General features: G+C 36.0%; 25 protein-coding genes. 12 read left to right on the top strand and 13 right to left on the bottom strand.

Annotation, left to right across the window (positions count from 1 at the left end):
- Positions 1-88 precede the first annotated feature (88 nt).
- Complete coding sequence (locus tag VXS03_RS09355; RefSeq protein WP_327763405.1) at positions 89-568, bottom strand: YbhB/YbcL family Raf kinase inhibitor-like protein; 480 nt, start codon at positions 566-568, stop codon at positions 89-91.
- Between the two features lie 268 nt (positions 569-836).
- Between VXS03_RS09355 and VXS03_RS09350 the strand changes: the two genes are divergently transcribed.
- The 7 genes from VXS03_RS09350 (at position 837) to VXS03_RS09320 (ending at position 6,992) form a co-directional block, all read left to right on the top strand.
- On the top strand, positions 837-1,085 hold the full coding sequence (locus VXS03_RS09350; protein ID WP_327763404.1) for a DinI-like family protein: 249 nt from the start codon (positions 837-839) through the stop codon (positions 1,083-1,085).
- 99 nt (positions 1,086-1,184) lie between these two features.
- On the top strand, positions 1,185-1,562 hold the full coding sequence (locus VXS03_RS09345) for a cupin domain-containing protein (RefSeq protein WP_327763403.1): 378 nt from the start codon (positions 1,185-1,187) through the stop codon (positions 1,560-1,562).
- A gap of 561 nt (positions 1,563-2,123) precedes the next feature.
- Positions 2,124-3,113 carry a sugar ABC transporter substrate-binding protein gene (locus VXS03_RS09340; protein WP_327763401.1) on the top strand — a complete coding sequence of 330 codons (990 nt, stop codon included), beginning with the start codon at positions 2,124-2,126 and terminating at the stop codon, positions 3,111-3,113.
- Complete coding sequence (locus tag VXS03_RS09335; protein WP_327763400.1) at positions 3,113-3,871, top strand: ATP-binding cassette domain-containing protein; 759 nt, start codon at positions 3,113-3,115, stop codon at positions 3,869-3,871. The genes VXS03_RS09340 and VXS03_RS09335 overlap by 1 nt, the downstream gene beginning before the upstream one ends.
- Before the next feature lie 44 nt (positions 3,872-3,915).
- Positions 3,916-4,848 (top strand): ABC transporter permease, encoded by a 933-nt coding sequence (locus VXS03_RS09330; protein WP_327763398.1) that lies wholly within the window; start codon positions 3,916-3,918, stop codon positions 4,846-4,848.
- Positions 4,849-5,145: 297 nt separating this feature from the next.
- Positions 5,146-6,597: a tyrosine-type recombinase/integrase gene (locus tag VXS03_RS09325; RefSeq protein ID WP_327763397.1), complete on the top strand. Its 1,452-nt coding sequence runs from the start codon at positions 5,146-5,148 to the stop codon at positions 6,595-6,597.
- 128 nt (positions 6,598-6,725) lie between these two features.
- On the top strand, positions 6,726-6,992 hold the full coding sequence (locus tag VXS03_RS09320) for a hypothetical protein (protein ID WP_327763396.1): 267 nt from the start codon (positions 6,726-6,728) through the stop codon (positions 6,990-6,992).
- A 43-nt stretch (positions 6,993-7,035) separates the two neighbouring features.
- Here the strand turns inward: VXS03_RS09320 and VXS03_RS09315 are convergent, their stop codons facing one another.
- Positions 7,036-8,280, bottom strand: a complete 1,245-nt coding sequence (locus tag VXS03_RS09315; protein ID WP_442957434.1) for an Nramp family divalent metal transporter — start codon at positions 8,278-8,280, stop codon at positions 7,036-7,038.
- Positions 8,281-8,732: 452 nt separating this feature from the next.
- Here VXS03_RS09315 and rpoS point away from each other — a divergent pair, with 452 nt between their 5' ends.
- Positions 8,733-9,608, top strand: a complete 876-nt coding sequence (gene rpoS, locus VXS03_RS09310; protein ID WP_327763394.1) for an RNA polymerase sigma factor RpoS — start codon at positions 8,733-8,735, stop codon at positions 9,606-9,608.
- Between the two features lie 67 nt (positions 9,609-9,675).
- Positions 9,676-10,221: a DUF1439 domain-containing protein gene (locus tag VXS03_RS09305; protein WP_327763393.1), complete on the top strand. Its 546-nt coding sequence runs from the start codon at positions 9,676-9,678 to the stop codon at positions 10,219-10,221.
- 43 nt (positions 10,222-10,264) lie between these two features.
- On the opposite strand, the gene VXS03_RS09300 is transcribed toward VXS03_RS09305, so the two are convergent.
- Positions 10,265-10,561, bottom strand: a complete 297-nt coding sequence (locus VXS03_RS09300) for a hypothetical protein (protein ID WP_327763392.1) — start codon at positions 10,559-10,561, stop codon at positions 10,265-10,267.
- A gap of 166 nt (positions 10,562-10,727) precedes the next feature.
- Positions 10,728-11,876, bottom strand: a complete 1,149-nt coding sequence (chrA, locus tag VXS03_RS09295; RefSeq protein ID WP_327763391.1) for a chromate efflux transporter — start codon at positions 11,874-11,876, stop codon at positions 10,728-10,730.
- Between the two features lie 232 nt (positions 11,877-12,108).
- Between chrA and VXS03_RS09290 the strand changes: the two genes are divergently transcribed.
- Positions 12,109-13,023, top strand: a complete 915-nt coding sequence (locus VXS03_RS09290; RefSeq protein WP_327763390.1) for a LysR family transcriptional regulator — start codon at positions 12,109-12,111, stop codon at positions 13,021-13,023.
- Positions 13,024-13,115: 92 nt separating this feature from the next.
- On the opposite strand, the gene VXS03_RS09285 is transcribed toward VXS03_RS09290, so the two are convergent.
- Positions 13,116-14,231 carry a 1-acyl-sn-glycerol-3-phosphate acyltransferase gene (locus tag VXS03_RS09285; protein WP_327763389.1) on the bottom strand — a complete coding sequence of 372 codons (1,116 nt, stop codon included), beginning with the start codon at positions 14,229-14,231 and terminating at the stop codon, positions 13,116-13,118.
- Positions 14,232-14,491: 260 nt separating this feature from the next.
- Here VXS03_RS09285 and VXS03_RS09280 point away from each other — a divergent pair, with 260 nt between their 5' ends.
- The gene (locus VXS03_RS09280; RefSeq protein WP_327763388.1) at positions 14,492-15,175 is read left to right on the top strand and encodes a hypothetical protein; all 684 of its coding nucleotides are present in this window, start codon (positions 14,492-14,494) and stop codon (positions 15,173-15,175) included.
- A 110-nt stretch (positions 15,176-15,285) separates the two neighbouring features.
- Here the strand turns inward: VXS03_RS09280 and VXS03_RS09275 are convergent, their stop codons facing one another.
- Both VXS03_RS09275 and VXS03_RS09270 read right to left on the bottom strand, forming a co-directional pair.
- The gene (locus tag VXS03_RS09275) at positions 15,286-15,714 is read right to left on the bottom strand and encodes a hypothetical protein (protein WP_327763387.1); all 429 of its coding nucleotides are present in this window, start codon (positions 15,712-15,714) and stop codon (positions 15,286-15,288) included.
- Between the two features lie 140 nt (positions 15,715-15,854).
- On the bottom strand, positions 15,855-16,382 hold the full coding sequence (locus tag VXS03_RS09270) for a nicotinate-nicotinamide nucleotide adenylyltransferase (RefSeq protein WP_327763386.1): 528 nt from the start codon (positions 16,380-16,382) through the stop codon (positions 15,855-15,857).
- 246 nt (positions 16,383-16,628) lie between these two features.
- Between VXS03_RS09270 and nadE the strand changes: the two genes are divergently transcribed.
- Complete coding sequence (gene nadE / locus VXS03_RS09265) at positions 16,629-17,465, top strand: ammonia-dependent NAD(+) synthetase (protein WP_327763384.1); 837 nt, start codon at positions 16,629-16,631, stop codon at positions 17,463-17,465.
- Positions 17,466-17,547: 82 nt separating this feature from the next.
- Here nadE and VXS03_RS09260 read toward each other — a convergent pair whose 3' ends face one another.
- The 6 genes from VXS03_RS09260 to vxrA form a co-directional block, all read right to left on the bottom strand.
- The gene (locus tag VXS03_RS09260; protein ID WP_327763383.1) at positions 17,548-18,075 is read right to left on the bottom strand and encodes an HD domain-containing protein; all 528 of its coding nucleotides are present in this window, start codon (positions 18,073-18,075) and stop codon (positions 17,548-17,550) included.
- Between the two features lie 157 nt (positions 18,076-18,232).
- Positions 18,233-18,418 (bottom strand): YoaH family protein, encoded by a 186-nt coding sequence (locus tag VXS03_RS09255; protein ID WP_327763381.1) that lies wholly within the window; start codon positions 18,416-18,418, stop codon positions 18,233-18,235.
- Between the two features lie 84 nt (positions 18,419-18,502).
- Positions 18,503-19,702 (bottom strand): NnrS family protein, encoded by a 1,200-nt coding sequence (locus tag VXS03_RS09250; RefSeq protein WP_327763380.1) that lies wholly within the window; start codon positions 19,700-19,702, stop codon positions 18,503-18,505.
- A 144-nt stretch (positions 19,703-19,846) separates the two neighbouring features.
- Entirely contained in the window at positions 19,847-20,740 is an 894-nt protein-coding gene (locus VXS03_RS09245; protein ID WP_327763379.1) for a DUF2861 family protein, read from the bottom strand.
- A gap of 19 nt (positions 20,741-20,759) precedes the next feature.
- Positions 20,760-21,419, bottom strand: a complete 660-nt coding sequence (locus VXS03_RS09240) for a response regulator transcription factor (protein WP_327763378.1) — start codon at positions 21,417-21,419, stop codon at positions 20,760-20,762.
- The gene (vxrA, locus tag VXS03_RS09235; protein WP_327763377.1) at positions 21,394-22,833 is read right to left on the bottom strand and encodes a sensor histidine kinase VxrA; all 1,440 of its coding nucleotides are present in this window, start codon (positions 22,831-22,833) and stop codon (positions 21,394-21,396) included. Before vxrA ends, VXS03_RS09240 begins: the two co-directional genes overlap by 26 nt.
- Between the last annotated feature and the right edge of the window lie 161 nt (positions 22,834-22,994).

The following is a 22,994-nucleotide window of genomic DNA, read 5'->3' as shown; positions in this document are numbered from 1 at the left end:
TGTATGCATGAACACTATTAATATGTAACTAAAAAGAAAACCTCATATTATTATAATAATTATGAGGTCTTGCTTTTTAACACCATTATTAGCGTTGGTAATGTGCTGTAATAGTTGATTTAGCTAATGCTGTTCCATTAAGCATGAAACTTACTAAAGCGCATGATGCATCATCTGGTACTTCTAATTTCTCACAAGGCAATGCCCATACTGTAAATACATAACGGTGAATACCGTGACCTTCAGGAGGACATGCGCCGCCGTAACCATTAAAGCCATAGTCATTACGCATTTCTAAACCAGCAGCAAGATCTGAAGACGCACCTTCAACTAATTCATGTGTTGATGCTGGAATGTTAATTACTTGCCAATGCCAAAAACCACAATCAGTCGGTGCATCTGGGTCAAAACATGTTACTGCAAAACTTTTTGTACCTTGGGGGGCATTTTCCCAAGCAAGTTGCGGTGAAATATTATCGCCATCATTACCAAAACTATTAAATGAAAAACGCTTGTCATGATGTTGGCCTTCAGCGATGTTGTTACTTGTTAGTGTAAATGTTGACATGATTATATGCTCTATTTATTGTCGATGGCACTACTATACGAGTTTTGATTGAATGATTTTCACCTTTAAGTGTCAATTTACTCTTAATTAAGCTTATTTGTGACTCTTTTTGTTTTTTATTGATATTTGTATCTATAAATAATTAATAAAGAACCATCGACGATTAATAAACCCTACCAATCAAGACCATAAATAAATTGAATTGTTCAGATATTGATACTGTATTTATAATCAGTGTTATTTTATCCAGTATAATAGACGGACTTATATGCGTATTGAATTAATGCTTAACAAAAATAATGTACCTGAAGCTACTTTTAGTCAGGTTGAGTCAGAGTTTACTCGACGCATGGCAGTCTCATGGCCAGATGCATTAGTGCGTGTACGTTTAGGTGGAAGTAATGAAATAAGCGTATTGGGTGGCTTAAAAGAAGATAAACAACAAGTCGAATTAGAACTTGAAGTGATGTTCAACGAAGCTGATGATTGGCTCGAACAATCAAATTACGATATGTGACCCGTTATAATTGCACATTGAGCTTGCTAAATTGAGACTGATGACGTTACCAATAAGTGTTTATAATAAGTATATTGTTATTAATTGGTAACCGTTATTATGAATACATTTATCTCAAAAGACATCTGGTCTGATTTTACAGCTGATCCTGAATTTCCAGGTTTTAGTTTTCGAGACACTGATGAAAGCAATACCAATTGTGTAACAGCATTACTTGAACGTTGGGAAGCTGGTACTGTAGAAGATGCGCATCATCACCCACATGATGATATGTCTATTATTGTAACTGGTGAAATCGCTATTCAATTCCATCTTCGTGTTGATGGTGAATTGGTTAATGATGGCGAACCTATGATTTTAAAAGCAGGCCAAACAGGTTATATCAAAGCAAACCGTATCCATAGTGTGGTATATACGACGGATTGTGACATGGTATACATTCAAAACAAAACCTTTGGCTTTGAAACTGATAAGTAATTGTTAGTAAAATTTATTGTATAGAAGACTCTCATTCTTTTTAGTGAGAGTTTTTTTTATAAATAATATGCAAATTAACAATAGCTTTTGGATGTATTAGCAATTATTAAGTAAAATATTCCACAATTCATTTTTATTTTGTGGGTTTTATCGCATGTTATCGAAACGAATCTGACTCCATAACTTAATCCTCTATATATTAATCATATGTTAAAAAATATGGTGTATTTATGATTACTTCTATAAAAAATTTCGTATGCCCAAAGTGTGGAAAGTCTGAATATCTTGAAGGTAAGTATATTATTATTTGCATTTGTGGATATCGTATTGATTTCATACAAGCATAATATAGCTATATTATTCGTTTTATAGTGTAATTAACTTTTCAGAATCTTTTTTCTTTCTTGATATTCGTATATCAATATATCCAGTCATTTATTGACGCCATAAATGAAAAGTATTCATTGGCAGAATAGATATTATTAATAGTTAGCATTTTTAACAAATAACGATAAAATACTTCACTAAATATCTATAGAATTCAATTTGCTGGTATATAAAATGGAACATTTATCAAAGAAATTCTCAACAATAGTGCTAGCGAGTCTAGCATTAATCTCTGCCAGTGCACATGCAATACCTTCCGGTGAAAATATGTCAATCTGGATTGATGTTGGTGGTCCAGTTGGCGGTCCTTATGCCACTGTAGTTCAAAATGGAGCGAAGCAAGCAGCAGAAGATCTTGGTGCAGATCTACGCGTTGTTTATTCTGATTGGCAACCACAAAAAATGATTGAAAATTTCAAGCAAGCCGTAGCAGCTAAACCCTCTGGTATTATTATTATGGGTCACCCTGGTGATAGCGCTTATCAACCGTTAATAATGGAAGCTGAAGATAAAAATATTAATGTTACTGCTATTGATACCGCCCTTCCTGCGAGTATGAATGCAATGCAAAATAAAGGTTTTGGTTATGTTGGCGTAAATAATTCAAAACGCGGTATAAAATTGGCCGCAGAAGCATTACGCAGGGGTAAATTTAAAGCTGGAGATCATGCTTTAGTTTGGGGAATAAAAGATATTGCAGAGCGTAGTAAATCAACGAGAGGAATGATTAAAACGCTTGAGCAAGCTGGTTTAGTTGTTGATTTTATTCAGATCTCTCCAGAGACAGATAAAGATCCATCATTAGGTACTGCGGCAATTACCTCCTACCTTGCTAGTCATATAAATACTAAATTAATCTTAGTTGATCATGGTTCGTTAACCTCACAAATGGGCAATTTTTTACGCAATGCAGGCGTAAAACCGAAAGAAATATTTGTGGCTGGTTTTAGCTTATCACCAGCAACCGCCGATTCGATTCGTAGCAATTATGTTCAGCTTGTTGCCGATAGTCAGCCTTATTTAATGGGATATTTATCTGTTGTTCAAACGGTCTTGAGTAAACGTTATGGGTTTTCTGGTCTAAATATTAATACGGGTGCAGGATTTGTTGATCTTAAAAATATTGATTTTATTGCACCATTAGCAGCTAAAGGTATTCGTTAATGTGTACCAAAGCATTAGTACTGACTAATATTAATAAATGGTTTGGACCGATTCATGCGCTACGAAATATAAATTTAAGTATAGATAAAGGTGAGATTATCGCCTTACTTGGTGACAATGGTGCCGGTAAATCTAGCCTTATAAAACTGATATCTGGCGCGATACCCTTTGATTCAGGTTCTCTTTTAATCGAAGGGCAACCTATTGATAATAAAGCTTATAGTGTAAAGACTGCACGTAAGTTAGGTGTTGAAACAGTTTACCAATCAGGTTCGTTAGGTGAGCAACAATCGGTATGGCGAAATTTGTTTTTAGGTCGTCATATTCGAACACGATTAGGATTTATAGATCAAAAACAAGAGCGGCAACAAGCACAGGCTTTACTTAAAAAACTCGATTTTCGAGGTATAGGTGCCAACATTGATAGTTGTATTTCACAATTATCTGGTGGAGAACGACAAGGTTTGGCGATTGGTCGAGCAATGCTATTTGATGCGAACTTAGTCATTCTGGATGAACCAACAACGGCTTTATCACTTGGTGAAGTTGAAAAAGTATTACATTTTATTGAAACATTAAAAGTACAACAGCGTGCATGTTTACTCATTACTCACAATATAATAGATGCTTATCGGGTTGCAGATCGTTTTGTGGTTATGGACCGTGGCACTATTGTGGCTGAATATAGTAAAGCAGAAATGGATCAACATTCATTACAACAAGCCCTTCTTGCTGCTGTTGGTCGAGGTGCCGTATGAATTCTTTTTTTGTGCGTCATCGAGCCCCGATAATTACGAGTATAATGTTAGTCAGCTTATGGTTACTCTTTACAATTTATAGCCCGCAAACATTTACTCATATTCGTATTTACACTTCTTTTATGTCGACTATCCCTTTCACCGCAATGTTAGCTTTTTGCTTAACACTATTGGTTATTGCGCGCGAAATTGACATGAGTTTTCCTTCTGTAATTGCGCTTGGTGGTTATGTATTTTCAGTTACATTTCAAACAACGCAATCACCTTTAATTGCCTTCGTTGCTGCAGCACTTGTTGGTATTCTTTGTGGAATATTAAACGGATTATTAGTGGTTTGCTTTAATATTCCATCAATTATCGCAACAATTGGAAGCCAATTCTTTATTGGTGGATTAACCACCGTTGCGGCTGATGGATTAGCATTAAGTTTACCTGAAATTCGTGACAGCTGGTTTCATACAATGATGGTTGGTCGAATAGCTGATGTCATTCCGGCACAAACAGTATGGTGTTTAGTTATTCTGGCGGGTTTATGGTTACTTCTATCACGACATGTGATTGGCGATAATATTAATTTCATTGGAGATAATCCAAAAGCAGCAGAAATGATGGGAGTTTCAGTCGCTCGTACCCGTTTATTATTATTTGTTTTAATGGGATTAATGTCGGCAATTGTTGGCGTATTTATTAGTCTTGAGATGAGTAGTTGGTGGCCAAATCAAGGTCAAGGTTATATGCTTTTGGTCTTTGCCTCTGTTTTTATTGGCGGCACATCAGTACTTGGTGGACGAGGGACACTTTTAGGAACATTTTTTGGCGCTTGTATTATTGGTATCTTAGAGGCTGGAATTATTAGCGCTGGCCTCGCAGGATTTTGGACTCGACTAGTTTATGGCGTTATCATTATTATTTCTTTAATTATTCATAGCGTTTTACTTAAACAGCATAAAGGAACTTGGCGGCAGTTAATCCACTAACATTCACGAAATACTACATAAAAAGAGAGCGAGAATGCTCTCTTTTTTTATAAGTAACAACAACTAGTGACGTTGTAACTGTTTAAATATTTAAATAAAAGCATCACATTACCCACAATATTAAAATTTTAACGCTTATTTTCAGGCGCTTTTCTATCTATTTCCCTATTTTAGATCTTTACCTTTGATCGCTTTTATGATCTTTTGATTTTTTATAAATACATGAATTATATAGCTTTAATTTATCAGTCTTATATAATATCTCTTATAGCAGATCAAGAATATAGACAAAAAGTAATGACGATCGACCATTCAAATGCATTAGTACTTAATGACTTAAATTTAAGACCAGGAACTCTTCGTCAACAAACGGCTGTTGGCCAACAAATCCGTCAAAGGGATCAATTTATAGCTAATCCAGCATTGGCATATATAAACTCATTAGCTGCAACCGATACGACCGGTGGTCAGGCAAATGCACGTTATACAATAGAACGTTTTGGACGGTTTTTATTAGGGCCAACATTTGCTCGAATTGATTGGATAATATTATTAACAACCCCTGCACTTATTGAGCAAGCGATGGTGGCTTTTCTTACTCATCGAGCAAAAATAAAAGCCCAAATGAAAGGATTATTTTATGACCCATCACGATCACTGAAAAATTTACATATTAATCCCTTGAGAAAAGCACTTTCCACTGTTGGTGATTATTTTTATCAACAGCAACAGATTTCAACAGCCCAATACAAAACTTGGCAATATGCTATCAGTAATTTTTCAATTAGAAACCACCCTTCTATTAATTTAGAACAAGGTTGGCTTCCTGCTCTTATTACAGAAAAAACATTAAATATTGAATTCACATCTCAAGCGAAAATTATGTTGGAAGCATTCAGTTGTTTTTGTATAAGGCCATGTATAGAAAGAATAGATTGGTACAGTATTCTTTATGCTCCAGTTCTACAAACCTCCATGCAATCTTTTTTATCTTCACGCTTGACGATGAAAAGTAGCGACCGAAAACAAGATTATGCACCGGCAACAGCTGATAATTTATTAAGAATGTTACGTGGTGTGGCCTACCATGCTTGGTTATCTGAATCGATTTCGATTGAAACCTTACAACGAATAAAATCTATAAAACTGCCACGAGGTTCGCGTCAATCAAGTGGTAGATATTTAAGTTATTCCGATGTTGACCAAATATCGGCACTAACTTTGGCGCAATCAAATAAAATAAAAGCATTAAGAGATAATGCAATTTTTTGGTTAATGTATGAATCAGGCTTACGTCGGGCAGAAGTTATTGGGCTTGATCTCGGTGATATTGATCTATATTTATGTAAAATTCGCGTAATGGGTAAAGGTAATAAGGAACGGCATGTACCTTTCTCAAAAAACAGTGATTTATACTCAGCGATTGAGCAATGGTTAACGATCCGATCGAAACATTTACAAAAAATATCGAGTTTTTTCTGTGGTGTTAATCGCTATCAGCAACTCACATCACAACGATTAACGACCCAAACGCTTAATGATCTCTGTAAACAAGTTCATCAAAATGGTTTTTCACGTCAAATATCGCCCCATGATTTTCGTCATTCAGTAGCGACCAACCTATTACGCTCAGGTTATGATTTATTATTAGTGAGTAAATTTATGGGCCACAGCAGTATTTCAACAACACAGCGTTATGACCGGCGTACTGATGATGAACTACAAGGTGTTACTCCTGGTCGTAAATAGATCACACTATAGACAATTTGTTTCAATATTTATCGTAGAAAATTTAGCCAAAGTATAATAATGGCATCATATTCTGTTATATATAATAAAAAATGTTATCGTATGAAAAATAAAAAATTGGACTGGTTATGTTTATATATTTAAGACTATTTGTATTAGTAATAGGCTTCATTTTTACGAGTTCGAGTGCTGCTCTTACTATTAAGCAATATAGTCAGCAATATGCTTTGTTACCTTGTACTGGTTTGGAATTGAGAATTAACAGCTTTGAAAAAAGGCTACCAATGTTGTTATCTAATGCATCTAAGAAAGAAAAAGCAGAGTTAAAGCGTGAGGATGAAGCCCTAAATAAATTATATAAACAAAAGCGTTGCCATAAAAGAAACGCCCAATAATAACAATATTAATGGGCGTTAAGACGGAGTCATAATAATAGGATTAAAAAAGTAATGTATAGCTTAAATATAAGTTTAGTGCTAATACGATTGCAACAATAACTAAGCCTAACGTTGAGACAACTTTATTATTCTTATACTTACCCATAATTACTTTGCTATTAGTAAAGTATAGTAATGGAATGATTGCGAGTGCTATACCAAAACTTAGAACCACTTGGCTCATAACCAATATTTCAGTTGTGTTTACCGCTAAAGCGATAACAACAAATGATGGAATCATAGTAATTGAGCGACGAAGCCACATTGGAATACTAAACTTAACAAAGCCTTGCATTACAACTTGTCCTGCCATTGTTCCCACTACTGTAGATGAAAGACCTGATGCGACTAATGAAATACCAAATAATACTGATGCTGCTTTACCCACTAATGGTGTTAATGTTTTATAAGCGGTTTCTATTTCAGCAACATCTTTATTACCAGAATAGTGAAATACTGCGGCAGCCATTGCTACAATAGCGATATTTACGAAACCAGCAATAACCATTGCTATTAATACGTCATATTTTGTTGAACGTAGTCGTGTTGATACTTTCTCACCATAGGTGTTTTTAAATAATGCTGAATGTAAATAAATAACATGCGGCATTACTGTTGCACCAAGAATACCTGCAGCTAAATATATTTGGTGTGGGCTATTTAATGTAGGTACGATTAATCCTGTTACCAATGCATGTGATTCAGGTGGTGCGATAAATAATTCAAAAATATAGATGACAGCGACTAATAATAATAAAGCACCAATAACGACTTCAAGTGGTTTTTGCCCTTTATTATTAAGCATCAATATCATGATACTTGCGATAGCTGTAATAACAGCACCTTCCATTAAGCTAATACCAAACAATAATTGAAAGCCTACAGCTGCACCAATAAATTCAGCAAGATCTGTTGCTATCGCAATTATTTCTGCTTGAATCCAATATGGACCAATAGCCCATTTAGGAAGGTGATCACGCAAATGTTCAGCTAAGTTTTTTCCAGTAACAATACCTAATTTAGCGGATAAATATTGAATTAGCATGGCCATTAAATTGGCCCATAATACTACCCATAATAGCTGGTAACCAAACGCTGATCCTGACTCAATATTTGTTGCAAAATTACCTGGATCAATGTAACCAATAGCAGCAATAAATGCAGGGCCTAATAAAAGTAATTTCTTTTTTAACTTTAAGCTAAATGGTGTTGGCTGCATATTAAGTGCAACAGTTGCTTTATTCATAAATGACTCCTTTGTCTTGAGTCTACTTTACCCAAGATGCAAATGAGAATCAATATCATTTAATAGTTAAATATGGTTGCTTATGTTTCACTTATGGGTTTTAACTTATTGATAGTTAATGGCTATTAGCATGATAGCCATTTTTTACTTAAGAGCAAAAATTTTATCATTACTAATGTTTAAAATGTCACCCATATCAAAAAAATGTGATCATTTGTCAATAATAACTAATAGAGTGTTTTATCTTTATAAAAAGATCGATATTGTCGTCTTGTTGATTTATATATCTTTAGCGCATTATAGGCAACTAAATGTTAATCGTTCCAAATATATGTTTATTTTATTATTTTAAATAGTCATATTTTTGTAAGGTTATTTTTTACAATAAGCATTACTCTATACGTCATTACTACAATTATGGTGCGAAATGGATATTTAAAAAGGGATGCAATATGGAAGCTGAAGCAAATAAAAAACAAGCTTTTGAAACCGATGTTATTCAAATCTATCTTCGTGATATAGCGGTGAAGCCTCTTCTTTCTAAAATGGAAGAAATACTTTATAGCCGTAAAGCCCTTAAAGGTGATCACAATGCAAAGAAGATAATGATTGAAAGTAATTTACGATTAGTTGTAAACATAGCAAAACGGTATCGTGGTAGCTCTATTCAATTTAGTGATCTTATTGATGAAGGAAACATTGGTCTTATTACTGCTGTAGATAAATTCGATCCAGAAAAAGGTTTTCGCTTTTCTACGTACGCAACATGGTGGATTAAACAAACGATAGAGCGTGCCATTCATAATCAAAGTCGTACTATTCGTTTACCTGTTCATGTATCTAAAGAAATCAATACTATCTTACGAACACATAAAAGTTTATTGCATAGCCAGAATAAAGAACCAAATGATGAAGATGTAGCGAGAAAATTAAATCGTGACGTGGATGATATTACTACCCTTCTATCATATGATGCTTCTGTTATTTCTTATGATCAAACAATCAATGATGAGGCAAATTCGCAATCACTTGCAGTATTCCTCGCTAATGATAAAGAACTTCAGCCTGATGCTCATTTAGATGAAATGGACACGAAGCGTATAACCACAATGATTCTTGATTCCTTACCACCCCGTGATAGAGAAATTATTTGTCGTCGATTTGGATTATTAGGCTATGAATCACAAACGCTTCAAGAAGTCGCTGAAGAAGTAGGATTAACTCGTGAACGCATTCGTCAATTACAAGTTATCTCTTTGAAAAAGCTTCGTCATTATTTACAACGTGATAATTATGATATCTCAACACTATTTGCTGACACAGCATGATAGATTGTTTACTATTATTTAAAAGAGCACATTAGGTGCTCTTTTATCGTTATAGTTAAGGTTTGTTATGCATTTAAAATCATTATTGATTGCTGGTTCTGTATTGTTCTTTTCAGGGTGTGCTAGTTACGGTGTAACTGAAAATGAAATGCAGTCATACTTAAATAAAGAAACCCAATTTAATCATTCTGTTGGTATTCAAGGCTTGGCTTATGCGACAGGCAAATTTGATAATATTAAAGTCGGAATTGGACGGGTTGCAAAAAATAAAGTCAACGTATCTGCAACAGCGACGGCTGATTTAGAGTTAATGGGACAACCAACTCAAAATATTTCAATTAAAGCGAATTTTAGTGCCATCCCCTATTATAACCAAGACCAAGGGGCTATTTACTTAAAAGACCTCAATATTGAATCATTAGATGTAACACCACAACGATTAAATAACGTGCTAACAAAACCAGTTATCACGCCCATTGTTTCTTTCTTAAGCCAAGTTTTATCAACAAAGCCAGTGTATAAACTTAATGATAATGAAATAGAACAATCGCTTTTGAAGAAGACCAAGCCTGAATTAGTGATTGAAAATCATAAATTAGTTCTAGATTGGTAATCAATAGCTGTCCATATAAAAAGCTCTTAGTTTAAGAGCTTTTTTATTGACTACTTTCTGACTGTTTCAAAATATGTTCATTTAACGTTTCATCCATCATTTTCACAGCCCTTTCTGCCTCAAAAGATCGCTTCATTGCAGCTGCTGCGTAATCTCTCATAGTCGGTGTTTGGCTAGTAATAATTAGCATAAAGACAAAAATAATCGTAGCAACCGATAAGATAGCGGCGGTATATATGCGCCGAGTAATACGAGTTTCACTTTGTTTAATTTCTTCTTTTACAGATCGTAATACATCGTAGTTGGTGATGTTTGAACGAATTCTTAGGTTTTTATCCATTTTAAACATTCATTTATTATTAATAACATATTATTTTATCAAGCAATTCTGAATTTAAGCTTACGGTAGTTTAATTTTGTTGATGAAGTTATTTTATTTTCAACTCACAAAGTTATAGTGCGTTAGGTTTTATAAAAAAGCAGAGTTATTACACTCTGCTCAATCATTAAGAACCTATAATTACAAATATTAATAATAAAATAGCTAATAACCACACTGGGCATTGGTACTTTTTAATTAAAATATACCCTATAACAACCGCTATAATATCAACAGCTGATTTAATTGAACTTGTTATTACTGGATTAATAAGCGCACTACCTAATAAACCAACCACACAAGCATTTATTAATAAAATAGCTTGTGTTAATCGAGGATGACTAAATAATGCTTTCCAAGCAGGAAGAAAAGCAAATAGCAATAAACTTCCAGGTAGAAAAACCGCAACAGTTGCAACGATACTCCCCCAAAAAGGCATTGTTGGCATCGCTGAAGCGCCGAGATAACTAGCCATTGTAAACATAGGGCCTGGAACTAATTGCGCTGAAGCATAAGCACTTAAAAAAGTATTATCGGTGACCATTCCATCAAGCATTGGTTGTAATAGAGGTAACACCACATGGCCTCCTCCAAAAACAAAACTGCCCGCTTGATAAAAAATAGAAAATAATTTAATACTATCACCTGTTGATGCTACTAATGGTAATAATGCTAATAACCCTAAAAAGCTAGCGACTAATCCTATATGAGGTCGAATGGGTTTAATTAAATGCTTATTAACTACGGGTTGTGTTTTAAATGACCATAAATAGCCGGTAATACTAGCTACAATAATAGGGAATATTTGCCCTAACAGACCATTACTAAACATTAACCACGTCATTGTTAATAATGCAGTTACAATAGTTGGGATAGAGGTTAAATTCTTTTTTGTCATCCCCCATAAAGCATCTGTAACAACCACAACAGCTAATAATTTTGCCGCGGTAATAATGTGCTCAACAATAATTGAGTTACCAAATTTATTATTTACCACAGCAAGAAAAGTTAATAATGCAAATGATGGTAAAGTAAAACCAATAAAAGCAGCAATAGATCCTATATAGCCTGCTTTTTTATAACCAATATACATTCCAAGCTGACTACTTGCAGGGCCGGGTAAAAACTGACACAACGCGATCGCTTGCGTGAAATCTTCATCAGTAAGCCATTTTTTCTTAACGACAAACGCTTGCTGAAAATAGCCTATATGTGCTGCGGGGCCGCCAAAACTACACAACCCTAACACTAAAAACTGCCAAAAAACCGTTACCATTGCTCACATCTCCTATAGTGAAGTAATGATTGTAACGATTGTTCCTCTATTACTAAAATCGTTTGTACAGATGCATATCATTAATCTTATCGATGGTTAATTTCTTTATTGCTTCACATCATTTTCATCATCAACATAATCCTCTATCATGGAATCATAGTCTTCTTATGTAATAACAAGCAAAGCCATATACGGTTCCCTATTTTGCTTTTCTCTTTAAGAGTAGATGCTTATGCTAGAAAATCTTCAACAAATGGTCATCTTGGCAGCGATCGGTCATGAACAAAATTTCACTCGAGCAGCAGATAGATTAGGCATCTCTAAATCTCAAGTCAGTAAACAAGTGCGCTTTTTAGAAGAGCGGTTAGGTTGTCAGTTAGTTCAACGCAGTACGCGTACAGTTGCGTTAACAGAAATTGGTTTACAGTATGCTGATTATGGTCAGCAGCTAGTTGATACTGTTAATGAAGCTGAAGCAATGGTCGCAGGCTATCGTAATGAGATTAAAGGTGTACTTCGTATTGGTATTGCTCAGTCTTTTGGCAATATTCACATTACATCGGCTTTAGCTGAATTTCAAAAAAGTAACCCAGAACTCGAGTTAGAAATAAGTCTTTTTGATCATCGTCCAAATTTATTGGAAGAAGGCTTCGATTGCTGGATTGCTATTCATGAGCATCCACCTGAAGGTATGGTAGCAAGAAAATTAGCGACCTGTGAGTTTGTTGTCGTTGCTTCTCCTGATTACATAGCCCAGCATGGCCAACCGGAAACACCCAGTGATTTACGTCGCCACAACTGTATCACTTATCAAAGCCGTGAGCGTAAATATGTTAATTGGGCTTTTTCTCGTGATGGCGTGCAGCAATCAATTCGGGTTAGAGGGAATTACCGCATAGATAACGCCCCTGCTGTGTTAGACGCTGCGGTAAGTGGCTTAGGTATTGCGTATCTATCGACTTATCTAATGACAGATGAACTTGAAAGCCATAGATTAATTCAGTTACTTCCCGAATGGAAAACGACAGTTGATTTACCTATCTATGCTGTTTATCCACGCAGAAAATACTTAGCACCAAAAGTACGTTGCTTTATTGATTTTATGGCAGAACGGATGGCACAAGCCCCATATAAGGTTCAGGTTTGATATAATGGCCATTTTTTAATCATTACATTCATGATGATATAGAAACAAAAAACGCGGCCATTATAGCCGCGTTTTTATATCTAAAAGGCCAGTTATTCTATAGCCTGTTTCTTTTGTGCAGGTAAAGCATACATACGACGCAGTATGTTTTGCACTCCTTGAGGCTGATCAACCAGCTTTTGTGCAAACAATTGCTTTTCTTCCGCAGTAACTTGATCTGATTCAATATCTGCTGCAATGTAATTTGATGGAAATAAATGATAGTTTTCAGTTATTTGCTTATCAATTACCATCGCGAGTTCATCCGGTGTTTCTGGCGCATCAGTAATTACATCACCAAAGCTAATATGGATTCTACGTTTCTGGCCGACAATACCCTGTACGATACTTTCAATATCTTCAAATTCAGATTTTTCGTAAGTACCCGTGGTTTCTTTTTGGTAAAGTTCTTGAGCTTTAGCCAGATCACAAGGATCATTTTCATATGAAATAGCAACAGGAACGATATTCAAGCCACTCATAAATTCAGAAAAAGATACCTTTTGCTTACGTCCTTCCATAAAAAACATCTTTAGAATGGCAGGATCAGTTTTATCGTTACCATCTTTTGCTCGCCCTTCTTTTTGTGCAATCCATATGTTATTGCCAGTCATTAAGGAATAAGAAATATAACTAGAAAGCAAGCCTAATGACTTCATTAACTCACGTGGGCCTTTTGATGAACGTTTAACAATAAAACTCTTGTTCAAACGCATCAACTCAGTCGCACACGGCTTTTTAAGTAAATTATCGCCAATAGCAATACGAACTGTATTAAAGTTCTCATTGAACAGACACCAATTCACCATTGCTGGATCCATTGCAATATCACGGTGATTCGAAACAAACAAATACGCTTTATTTGGATCTAATTTATTCAAGCCCGTTGTCGTTACACCGTCACATGAATGAGCAATAGTCGCGCGCATATACTTCGCAACATAGTCTTGCACATCTTTAACACTTGCAACATTTGACCACTTTTTAACAAGAAAACGTTTAATTAACGGAATAAGTAGCCAGCCGAACATACCGGATGCATGAGGAAAGCGGTATTTTAAAATAGCATTGATAAAATCTCTATCATCAATAAGGCGTTTGATCGCCCCTTTAACTTCGTTATCGTTGTAAGGGCGGATTTCTTTATAAATATCGTTATCTATACACACAATAATGCTTCATCTTGAAAAAACTTGGCTATTTTACTGATAAATCATGTTTTACCAAATAACCTACGTCAATAAGGGGAATGGTTGGAGGTCTAACCACGTGATGTTGTTGAAAAATCAACCACTATTAATTATTAAAACTACAATTTAATGCAAAAGTGACTAATCATACACTGATTTTGACTATTGTCGCCTATGTGTTGTTGACGAGGTAATAAAAACAGCCGAATATGTGCAGGATAACGAGTTAGAGAGACATTATGAAACAAGCCATTGAGTTTTCTAAAAACGAGCACCCTTTTCTTTTCGTTGGTTCTCGTCGTAAAAGCAACAACGCTTACTTTATTGTTGTTACTAGCGGTAGCATCTTAATACGGTTAGGTAAACATGAACATCTCGTGTCCAAAGGGCATGGCTTTTGGGTTCCCTTTGATTGTTTACATGCAGTAACCATTTTACCTGGCACACATTTTTTCAAAGTTGCTTTTTCAATTCGTCTGCAACAGCCATTATGCCGTGATACGGGATTCTTTGTGGTTACGCCACTACTTGATGCTTTATTAGCTGAACTTGAAAAGCAGCCAGCTGAAAATCACGACTGGGATGGTGTAGAAGGACGCTTACTTAAAGTTGTAGCAGATCAAGTATCGACCCTATCAGCATCAACACAATCATTATCACCAGCTATTAACAAGCAATACCACAACGCATTAGCTTTGCTATTTAATGGTAATAAAGTCACAGAGCAGTCAGCTATACAGGTAATAGAACCAGTATTAGGTATGACATTAAAAGAATTTGAAGCTTGTATTACTATGCGTGAAACGGTGAAGTTAATCCGTTCAGGAAGAAAATTAACACAAATAGCTGCGCAACTAAACACATCTGAAGTCTTACTGGAAGCGCTTGCAATGCCTATTTTAGGTAAACCCTTTCAAAAATAATACGACTCTACATAATAATGCCCATCATTGTAATGGGCATTATTCTTCATATTTAATGGTTCAAATCTTGGCGAATGACTTTAAGTAAATAGCTTTAGATAAATTAACACCTAGTTAAGCGGTACATGAACCTGTACGGAAATTCCATCATCAACACTGCTTTTGGTATGCCAACGATAATCTAATCGTACTCGTGTACTACCATCATCAGCAGCACCAAAGCCTAAGCTCATTTGAACGCCATGATTGAGTACCCATTGCTCGGCATCAATAACATCTTCCACGTCTTCATCATCATATTTTTTGGGTAACCAGAATCCCAAGCCATAATACATTGAATCATTATATTCAGTAAAAACAGGATGATCAGCAAAGTCATCACTCCAATGATTCCAGAATTCACTGGTATTATCTGCTTGATCTTGTTTCCAATCATTAAACCGTTGAACACGAGAATAAGGATCATCCTTAATATGCGCGAAAGGAATACCTTCAGTCTTGGTAGATAATCGACATACTGATGGATCAAACTGAAACAATTGATCCTCCACTTTTATGCTGTGATTGGGTGTCAAAACACATGAAGATGCATATGCAGATGATGAATAAATTAAGTTACTCATAATTATAAGTATCAAAGCGCTAATTTTATTCATATGCAATATCAAGCTTCCATTTGTTAATCAGTAAATCGAAACCGATCATCATTCATCAGCATTGTTTTCACTGTTGGTGTCGTATACTGAGTAATGTCACGATTATGTGTTAGAGCTTCTCGTATAGCTGTACTGCGAACCGGAACCGTTTCAGGACATGCCATTACTTGCCAACGTTTAAGTATCTGATCCGCTTTATAAAAGCGATGAAAACTCATAAAATTATCAGGACCAATTACAAAAGTAATATTCGCTTCTGGGTGCTTTAATTGTAAAGCTTCAAGGACAGCAAACGTTGTAACTGCATTATCATCAATCGCTATTTGTTGCTCTAATGTAGATAATTCTAGGTTACTTTGTCCAATATCACTGATGAATGCATTTACAAGATCACATCGAGCCTCATAGTCGAGCATTACTTTCCCCCACGCATGCTGATAGCTAGGAAGCAGTAACACTTTATCAAACTGCCCTAGTCGTTCTAGCACCGAACGATGACCTATACTTGGAGGATTAAATGCGCTACCAAAAACTGCTAGTGTCTGTTTCATATTTCAATCAACTAACCTCTTATTGCAAAACCAACCAAATACTATCGCAATAGCGAAACATTCCTTAGTATCGTACTGTTTTAACGCTAAAACGGTATTATTTTACATAATTTCACGTTTGAGCATTGATCCTTAGTAAGAGTTATCGCATGATTTTGATAAAGGTGTAATGGCTGAGTTCTCATTTTTCCATTATGTCGTTTTAAGTGATTAATATTTGGGCAAAGCCTTAAGGATTTATTACCCATGGAACAACTTATCCGTGAAGAGATGCGCGTACTTCCCACTATCGATGTTGAGTTTGAAATTCAACGCCGTATTGCTTTCATTCAGAAAAAACTCAAACAATCTGGATGTAAATCTTTAGTACTCGGTATTAGCGGAGGTGTTGATTCAACAACTTGTGGCCGTCTAGCACAACTTGCTATCAATGATTTAAATACAACAACATCAAGCAATGATTACCAATTCATTGCTGTTCGTCTGCCTTACGGTGAGCAACAGGATGAAGATGAAGCACAACAAGCTTTGCAGTTTATTCAACCAAGTCAATCTGTAAGCGTAAATATCAAAGCTGGTGTTGATGCATTACACGCCAATGCATTATTAGGATTAGAAAGCACAACTTTAATTCCAACAGATGCGGCTAAAGTTGACTTTGTCAAAGGCAATGTAAAAGCACGTGCACGTATGATTGCCCAATATGAAATTGCAGGCTTAGTCGGTGGGCTTGTTATTGGTACTGATCATTCAGCTGAAAATATTACTGGGTTTTACACAAAATTTGGTGATGGCGCTTGTGATTTAGCCCCTCTTTTTGGTCTTAATAAACGCCAAATTCGTTCTATTGCCGCGACATTAGGCGCACCTAACCATCTCGTTGCAAAAATACCGACGGCTGACTTAGAAGAGTTAGCACCACAAAAAGCCGATGAAGAAGCATTATTAGTTACTTATGACCAAATTGACGATTTCCTTGAAGGTAAACCTGTTGATGATTTCGCTCGTGAGCGTCTAATCAGCATTTATCGCGCAACACAGCATAAACGTCAGCCTATTCCAACAATTTATGATATTGACTAATTCAGCTCTCTGATACTATTTAGTTATAACAAAAAGGCCTAACTCAATGTCAGGCCTTTACTTTATTGAATCAGCGAATATTTTATTTACATAGCTCAGGTTGAGGTTGATCAATAATGAGTGCATCCAGCTCTCTCCATAAATCATCACAAATATTAGGACGGTATACCGCTTCTTTGAATGCAGAATGCTCATGCTGATACATTTTATAATGTCGCGGCGAGCTCTTGCTGCTTGAACGTACATTTGATAAACGATCACAAACTTTTACTATCAGTGCTAAACGTGCAGCATCATCTTCAATATTTAAAGCGGCTAAACGTTGATTAATTTCTAGTTTTCTTTTGGCTCGATCTTCTAATTTCACATCAGTAACAGAATTAACCGCATCAGCAATAGTAAAACCAAAACGATCAACTAATTCGTTAAAATTCGTGTCTGTATCTTCAATTACATCGTGTAGTTGGGCGGCAATCATTGCATCTACGCCAAATGGTTGCGCAAGTTCTGCTACAGTATTGAGATGAACCGCGTATGGGAGTTCACCATATTTTTGGTCACCATGGCGTTTTTTTGCAAATTCTTGTGCAGCTAAATAACGACTATCCATCACATTATCCTCGGTACTTTCTTATTATATTGGTTCATTGTAGAAGCAATACATTCCTTGTTACTAGTCATTTATTTGGAATAAAATAATTCAAAAATAAAAAAAGAGCCTTTCGACTCTTTTTATTTTTAGATAGTTATGAATGATAACTCAGAGGTTATTCTTCTTCATCAGCAGGAAGCTCACCAGCAGCCTGACGACGCTTCATATCCGCTTCACGAATCTCATTAGCAACAATCATGATAGCCTCACCGCTACTGATACCGGTAGCCATAAGATCATGAATACGCTCTGCCGCTTCTTGCTGCTCTGAGTGCGTTAATGTCGGCGTGTGATTATACATATCATTCTTCTTAACTTCGTAAACGGGTATGTATTCTAGGAGTAAAGTACAACAATGTCACTGTTTATCCTTACTGAATACAAATTAACCTGGATGACCATCAACTCGAGCTTTAGTCAATACTGGATAATAAACGACCGTAAAAATAACAAATGCAATCACCCATAATATAGCAGAAATAACATAAGCATCCATTGTAGCAACAGGCATCACCACCACTAATAATGTGCGCGCTAATAATGAGCCAAATAAGCTAATAAAAGCGATGATCATCCAGCGTCCAACTTGTAATTTACGCCCTGTATGCCCTAATGAAACACGTGCCATCATTGCCAATATCATCGCACCAATACCACCAATAGCAATAATATGAATACCAATAGTTGGGTTCATACTATGGTTAATATAACTTCCACCAAGCCAGGCTAAACCAACGATCATGGATAAATAAGCCCCGTGTAATGACCACAATAGCGGCACAGTTACAGTCTTATAGCTACGCCAGCGACACATGCGTACTAAATTGGTCGCCGCTGCTATAAGGTAGGTAATTGCTAATATGTATGGCGAAACAGCAACGGGAAGAAGAGTCAAGATAAGCAATACCCAAATAGGTATTAACGCGGCATATTCCAACATTGATGTACGAGTAATGGTCTCTGTTTGTGTGCCTCGTGAGGTGAAAAATGGAATCACTCTACCACCAACAACAATAACAACCGCTGCAATAATCGTTAACGTTGTTAATGCTATTGCTTTTAAATCATAAGGAATGACTTTGAGCACCATTAAGTGATATTTAACGTTCAGTAACGTAAACATAATAAGTACAGGGACAAAGAACATATTGCGCCATTGCTTAACTTTAAAGATGGGTATTGCTAAAAAAATCGTTGCTAGAATAATCCAGGCACAATCAATCACCATCCATAAATAACTTGGTGTTGCAAAGATAAGGCCTAAACGCGCAATAATCCATAATCCAAATAGAAAGGCTAGTTTTGCTCCTTTCACACCCGTCTGCCCTGTCCATGTTTGTACTGCTGTTAGTAAAAAACCAACAATAACCGCACCTGCAAATCCAAACAGCATTTCATGGCTATGCCACCATAGCGGGTTACCATACATAAATTGACTAATATGCGTATTACCAGCCCATAACAATCCCCATAACATGATTGAGATTACGGCATAAACAGCAGCACCGATAAAAAAGGGGCGAAATGCGAGCCTAAATAAAGGGAATATTTTTTCTTCTTTTGCTCGATCGATAATTTGCATCATACTACCTCACTATAAACATGTATAAATTATACATGTTTATAGTCCCATTTCTACGCTTTCTCAAATTAGTTTTAGAGAATATCTTTTATTTACCTATTCTAAAGAAAAAAATGGCTACTACATTACTGTAATAGCCATTTTTGCTTAATTACTTTCATCATCATCGCCAACATAATCAACGGGACGAGTGATTCGTTGAATATCGAGAATCGAGATTTCACCTTGCCAACGTGTTTTTACAACACCAACACTGAGCCAATAACGGCCTTCAGGAAAGCTTAATTTAGGTAACGTTGTCGGCCAGTTAGAATCAGATTCTTGACTCCAGATAGCATGCCATGTTGTATCATTAAGATCGTAAAGTTTAGTGCTTAATGTCGGTGCAGGACAATTGCCACTATTTTTATTAATATTATCAATACGCCATGTTTTACTGTCTTTCCAACTGATCTCTTGCTTATCGGCTGGTGTAGTTAAAACAATCCATCCAACCCAAGGTGGTTTATTCACAGCGGTAATTGAGAGTTTATATAACCCAGCAGATACAGGCTCATCTAATCGTTGTGTCTCAACCGAAAAAAAGCCGCCATCATCAATAAATGGTGCACCCTGCAATAATGGTTTATTGGGCCATTTTGTCAGACTAATATTGGTAATATCACTGCGCGTAAGGCCGACGACAGAAATCTTTAACAATTGTTGATTAAGATTTTGTTCTGCTTGACGTTCAATCGATAATTTAGGTAGCCACGTCGGTAAAACTTTACGCTCAAGGCTGTGACCACAGTCTTCAGTAATCGCTAAGTTAAGTAACTGATCAAGATTATCGGCTTCAACGCTATTGGGTGATTGTTGCCATGCTTGAATAATGGTTTGAAAAACAGCAGCGGTATTATCTTCAAGTAATTCTTTATGCGCCATTGTATAAAGATCTTTTGAAATAAACCAATCAGATGCAGCAAATGCACTCGATGAAAAAAACGTCGAGTGCATTAACAGTAATCCCATAAACCAGCGTTTTGGCTTGTTTATCTTCATGGATCGGGGTACCTAAATCTTAAGGTTTCATTCGGTATCCAACACCACGCAATGTTTCAATCTCAATATCAGGCAATTTTTGACGCAATTGCAGAATATGAGTATCAACAGTACGCGTTGTTGGGTAATGATTATAGCCCCACACTTGATCTAACAGCTCATCACGAGTAAAAACACGACCTGCATTTTTAGCCAGGAATACTAATAATTCAAATTCAGTTCGAGTTAATGTTACATTTTCATCTCCGTGAAATACTTCACGACTTTCTTGGTTAATACGAATATTACCCACAGAAATGATATTAATGGCTGCCATATCGCCATCTTCACCACGTAAATGAACACGAACACGTGCTAAGAGCTCTTCTTCTGCAAAAGGCTTTGTGAGATAGTCTTTTGCACCTGAATCAAGCCCGATCACTTTATCATTAATAGAAACCATGGCTGTTAACAAAATAACAGGCACATATTTCTTCTTTAACCAGCCTGATAAGTAATCAAGCGAGTCACCTTCTGGCAATTGACGATCAAGTACTACAAGATCTGCATCACGCCATAAGGCATCAACTTTAGTGGCACAATCAGCATATAAGCAATTGTATCCAGCTTGCTTTAAGCAATCGAGTAAACCATCAGCAAGGTTCCGGTCATCTTCAACCAGTAGCAGAGTTTGATTCACACGGAATCTCCAAAATAAACGTTGTAGGCGGACCAATAAGTTTCATTCGTCCCCCCATTCTATTAATCATCGATTCAACAATAGTTAAGCCCAGGCCTAAGCCCTGAGAACTAACAAATGGTTTTCTTAAACGAGACCAATCTTTTGCACTCAGTTGTCCTTCATCTTGAACAACCAATTTCAAAATCCCGTTTTTATACGATGACGATAAGCTAACAGGCACTACGCCATATTTATGAGCATTGGACAGCAGGTTATCAAGACAAGTTCCTAGCCAATAAATATTAACAAGAACACTTCTATCTTCTTCTAATTTTAATATAACATCATATTTTTCAGTGAGATAACCCAACCATTCATTTAATGACTCTACATTCTGAACACTTAATTGTTGCTGATTTGCTTGAAGGTAATCTTTACTCGCTTCTGCCAATTGTCGTAATCGGCGAGAATCTTCAGTCAAACGACGGAACTCGTCATATAACCCTTCGGGTAATTCGTCAAAATGACGTCTAAAGCCTTCAACAGTCATTGCTAAGCTAGCAATAGGTGTTCGTAATTCATGGGTCAATATTTGTAATACTAACATCCGCTCTTCCATCGTGCGACGACGAATACGGAATCTATAAATCACCCAACTCAATAACAAACCAGCATTCATCACCAGTAAGCCTATTAACAAATAATAGGTTACATGTGACTTATTATCTTCACGCCAACAAATATTGCCATTTTTCGCGAGACAAAAATCATTTTCATCTAAACGCTTAAAATGTAATTGGTAGCGATTAAGCGTTTTTGTCCATGTAACTTGGCCAAAAACACGGTATTCATTATCATTACGAACCCAAAGTTCGCCATTAGATATAAAAAATTGCGCACCAGAAATGAAGGCATGGATCTCATCATTCTTCATTCGCTGCAACCGCCCTAAAATCGTTGTTGCAACAGCTATTGGACGTTCTTTTATATGCAAATATTTACTGTATTTTATCGCCATATCCGGATGTTTTTGAATATAACGGTAAGCATAACTACCACCACCGGGATGAATATACCCTGAACGTACAAACCAACTCGATGGTAATTTTGTCTTGAAACATATTGCACGAGTAAATACAACTGGCTGAGTGACCAGTGGTGATAACGGCCACGGTCCCTTACAGTTTAATGAATTATGGTACAACTGACGTAATGCATTCAGTGGGTATTCATTCGTTTGCGGTAATAATGTTTCAGGTACTAATAAGGGGCCTGGGTATAAGCTCTGAAGTTTACGAAAATCGTATGTTGCTAAAGGCTTATGTTTTAATAGATCAGAACGAACCGCATTTAACCGTTCTGGAAATGTTTGGGCTTCTGCAAATGACGCAGAAGAAAAAAATAAAGAAAAGACTAACACATACGTTTTCATGCTTGTAGCTTAACATTATAGAACAGTGTTTTGTCAAAAAAATGTCAGAGCAACAATTACTTGAAACAATAATCTTTACCTATAACATTTAAATTAAAAATACATTCTATTATTTATTGAAAAAAAAAAGCCACTCAACCCTGAGTGGCTTTAATTATAGT

It is taken from the genome of Photobacterium sp. S4TG1, from assembly GCF_036040035.1.
In the GTDB taxonomy this organism is placed as follows: domain Bacteria; phylum Pseudomonadota; class Gammaproteobacteria; order Enterobacterales; family Vibrionaceae; genus Photobacterium.
This window is presented reverse-complemented; position numbering and strand designations above follow the sequence as displayed.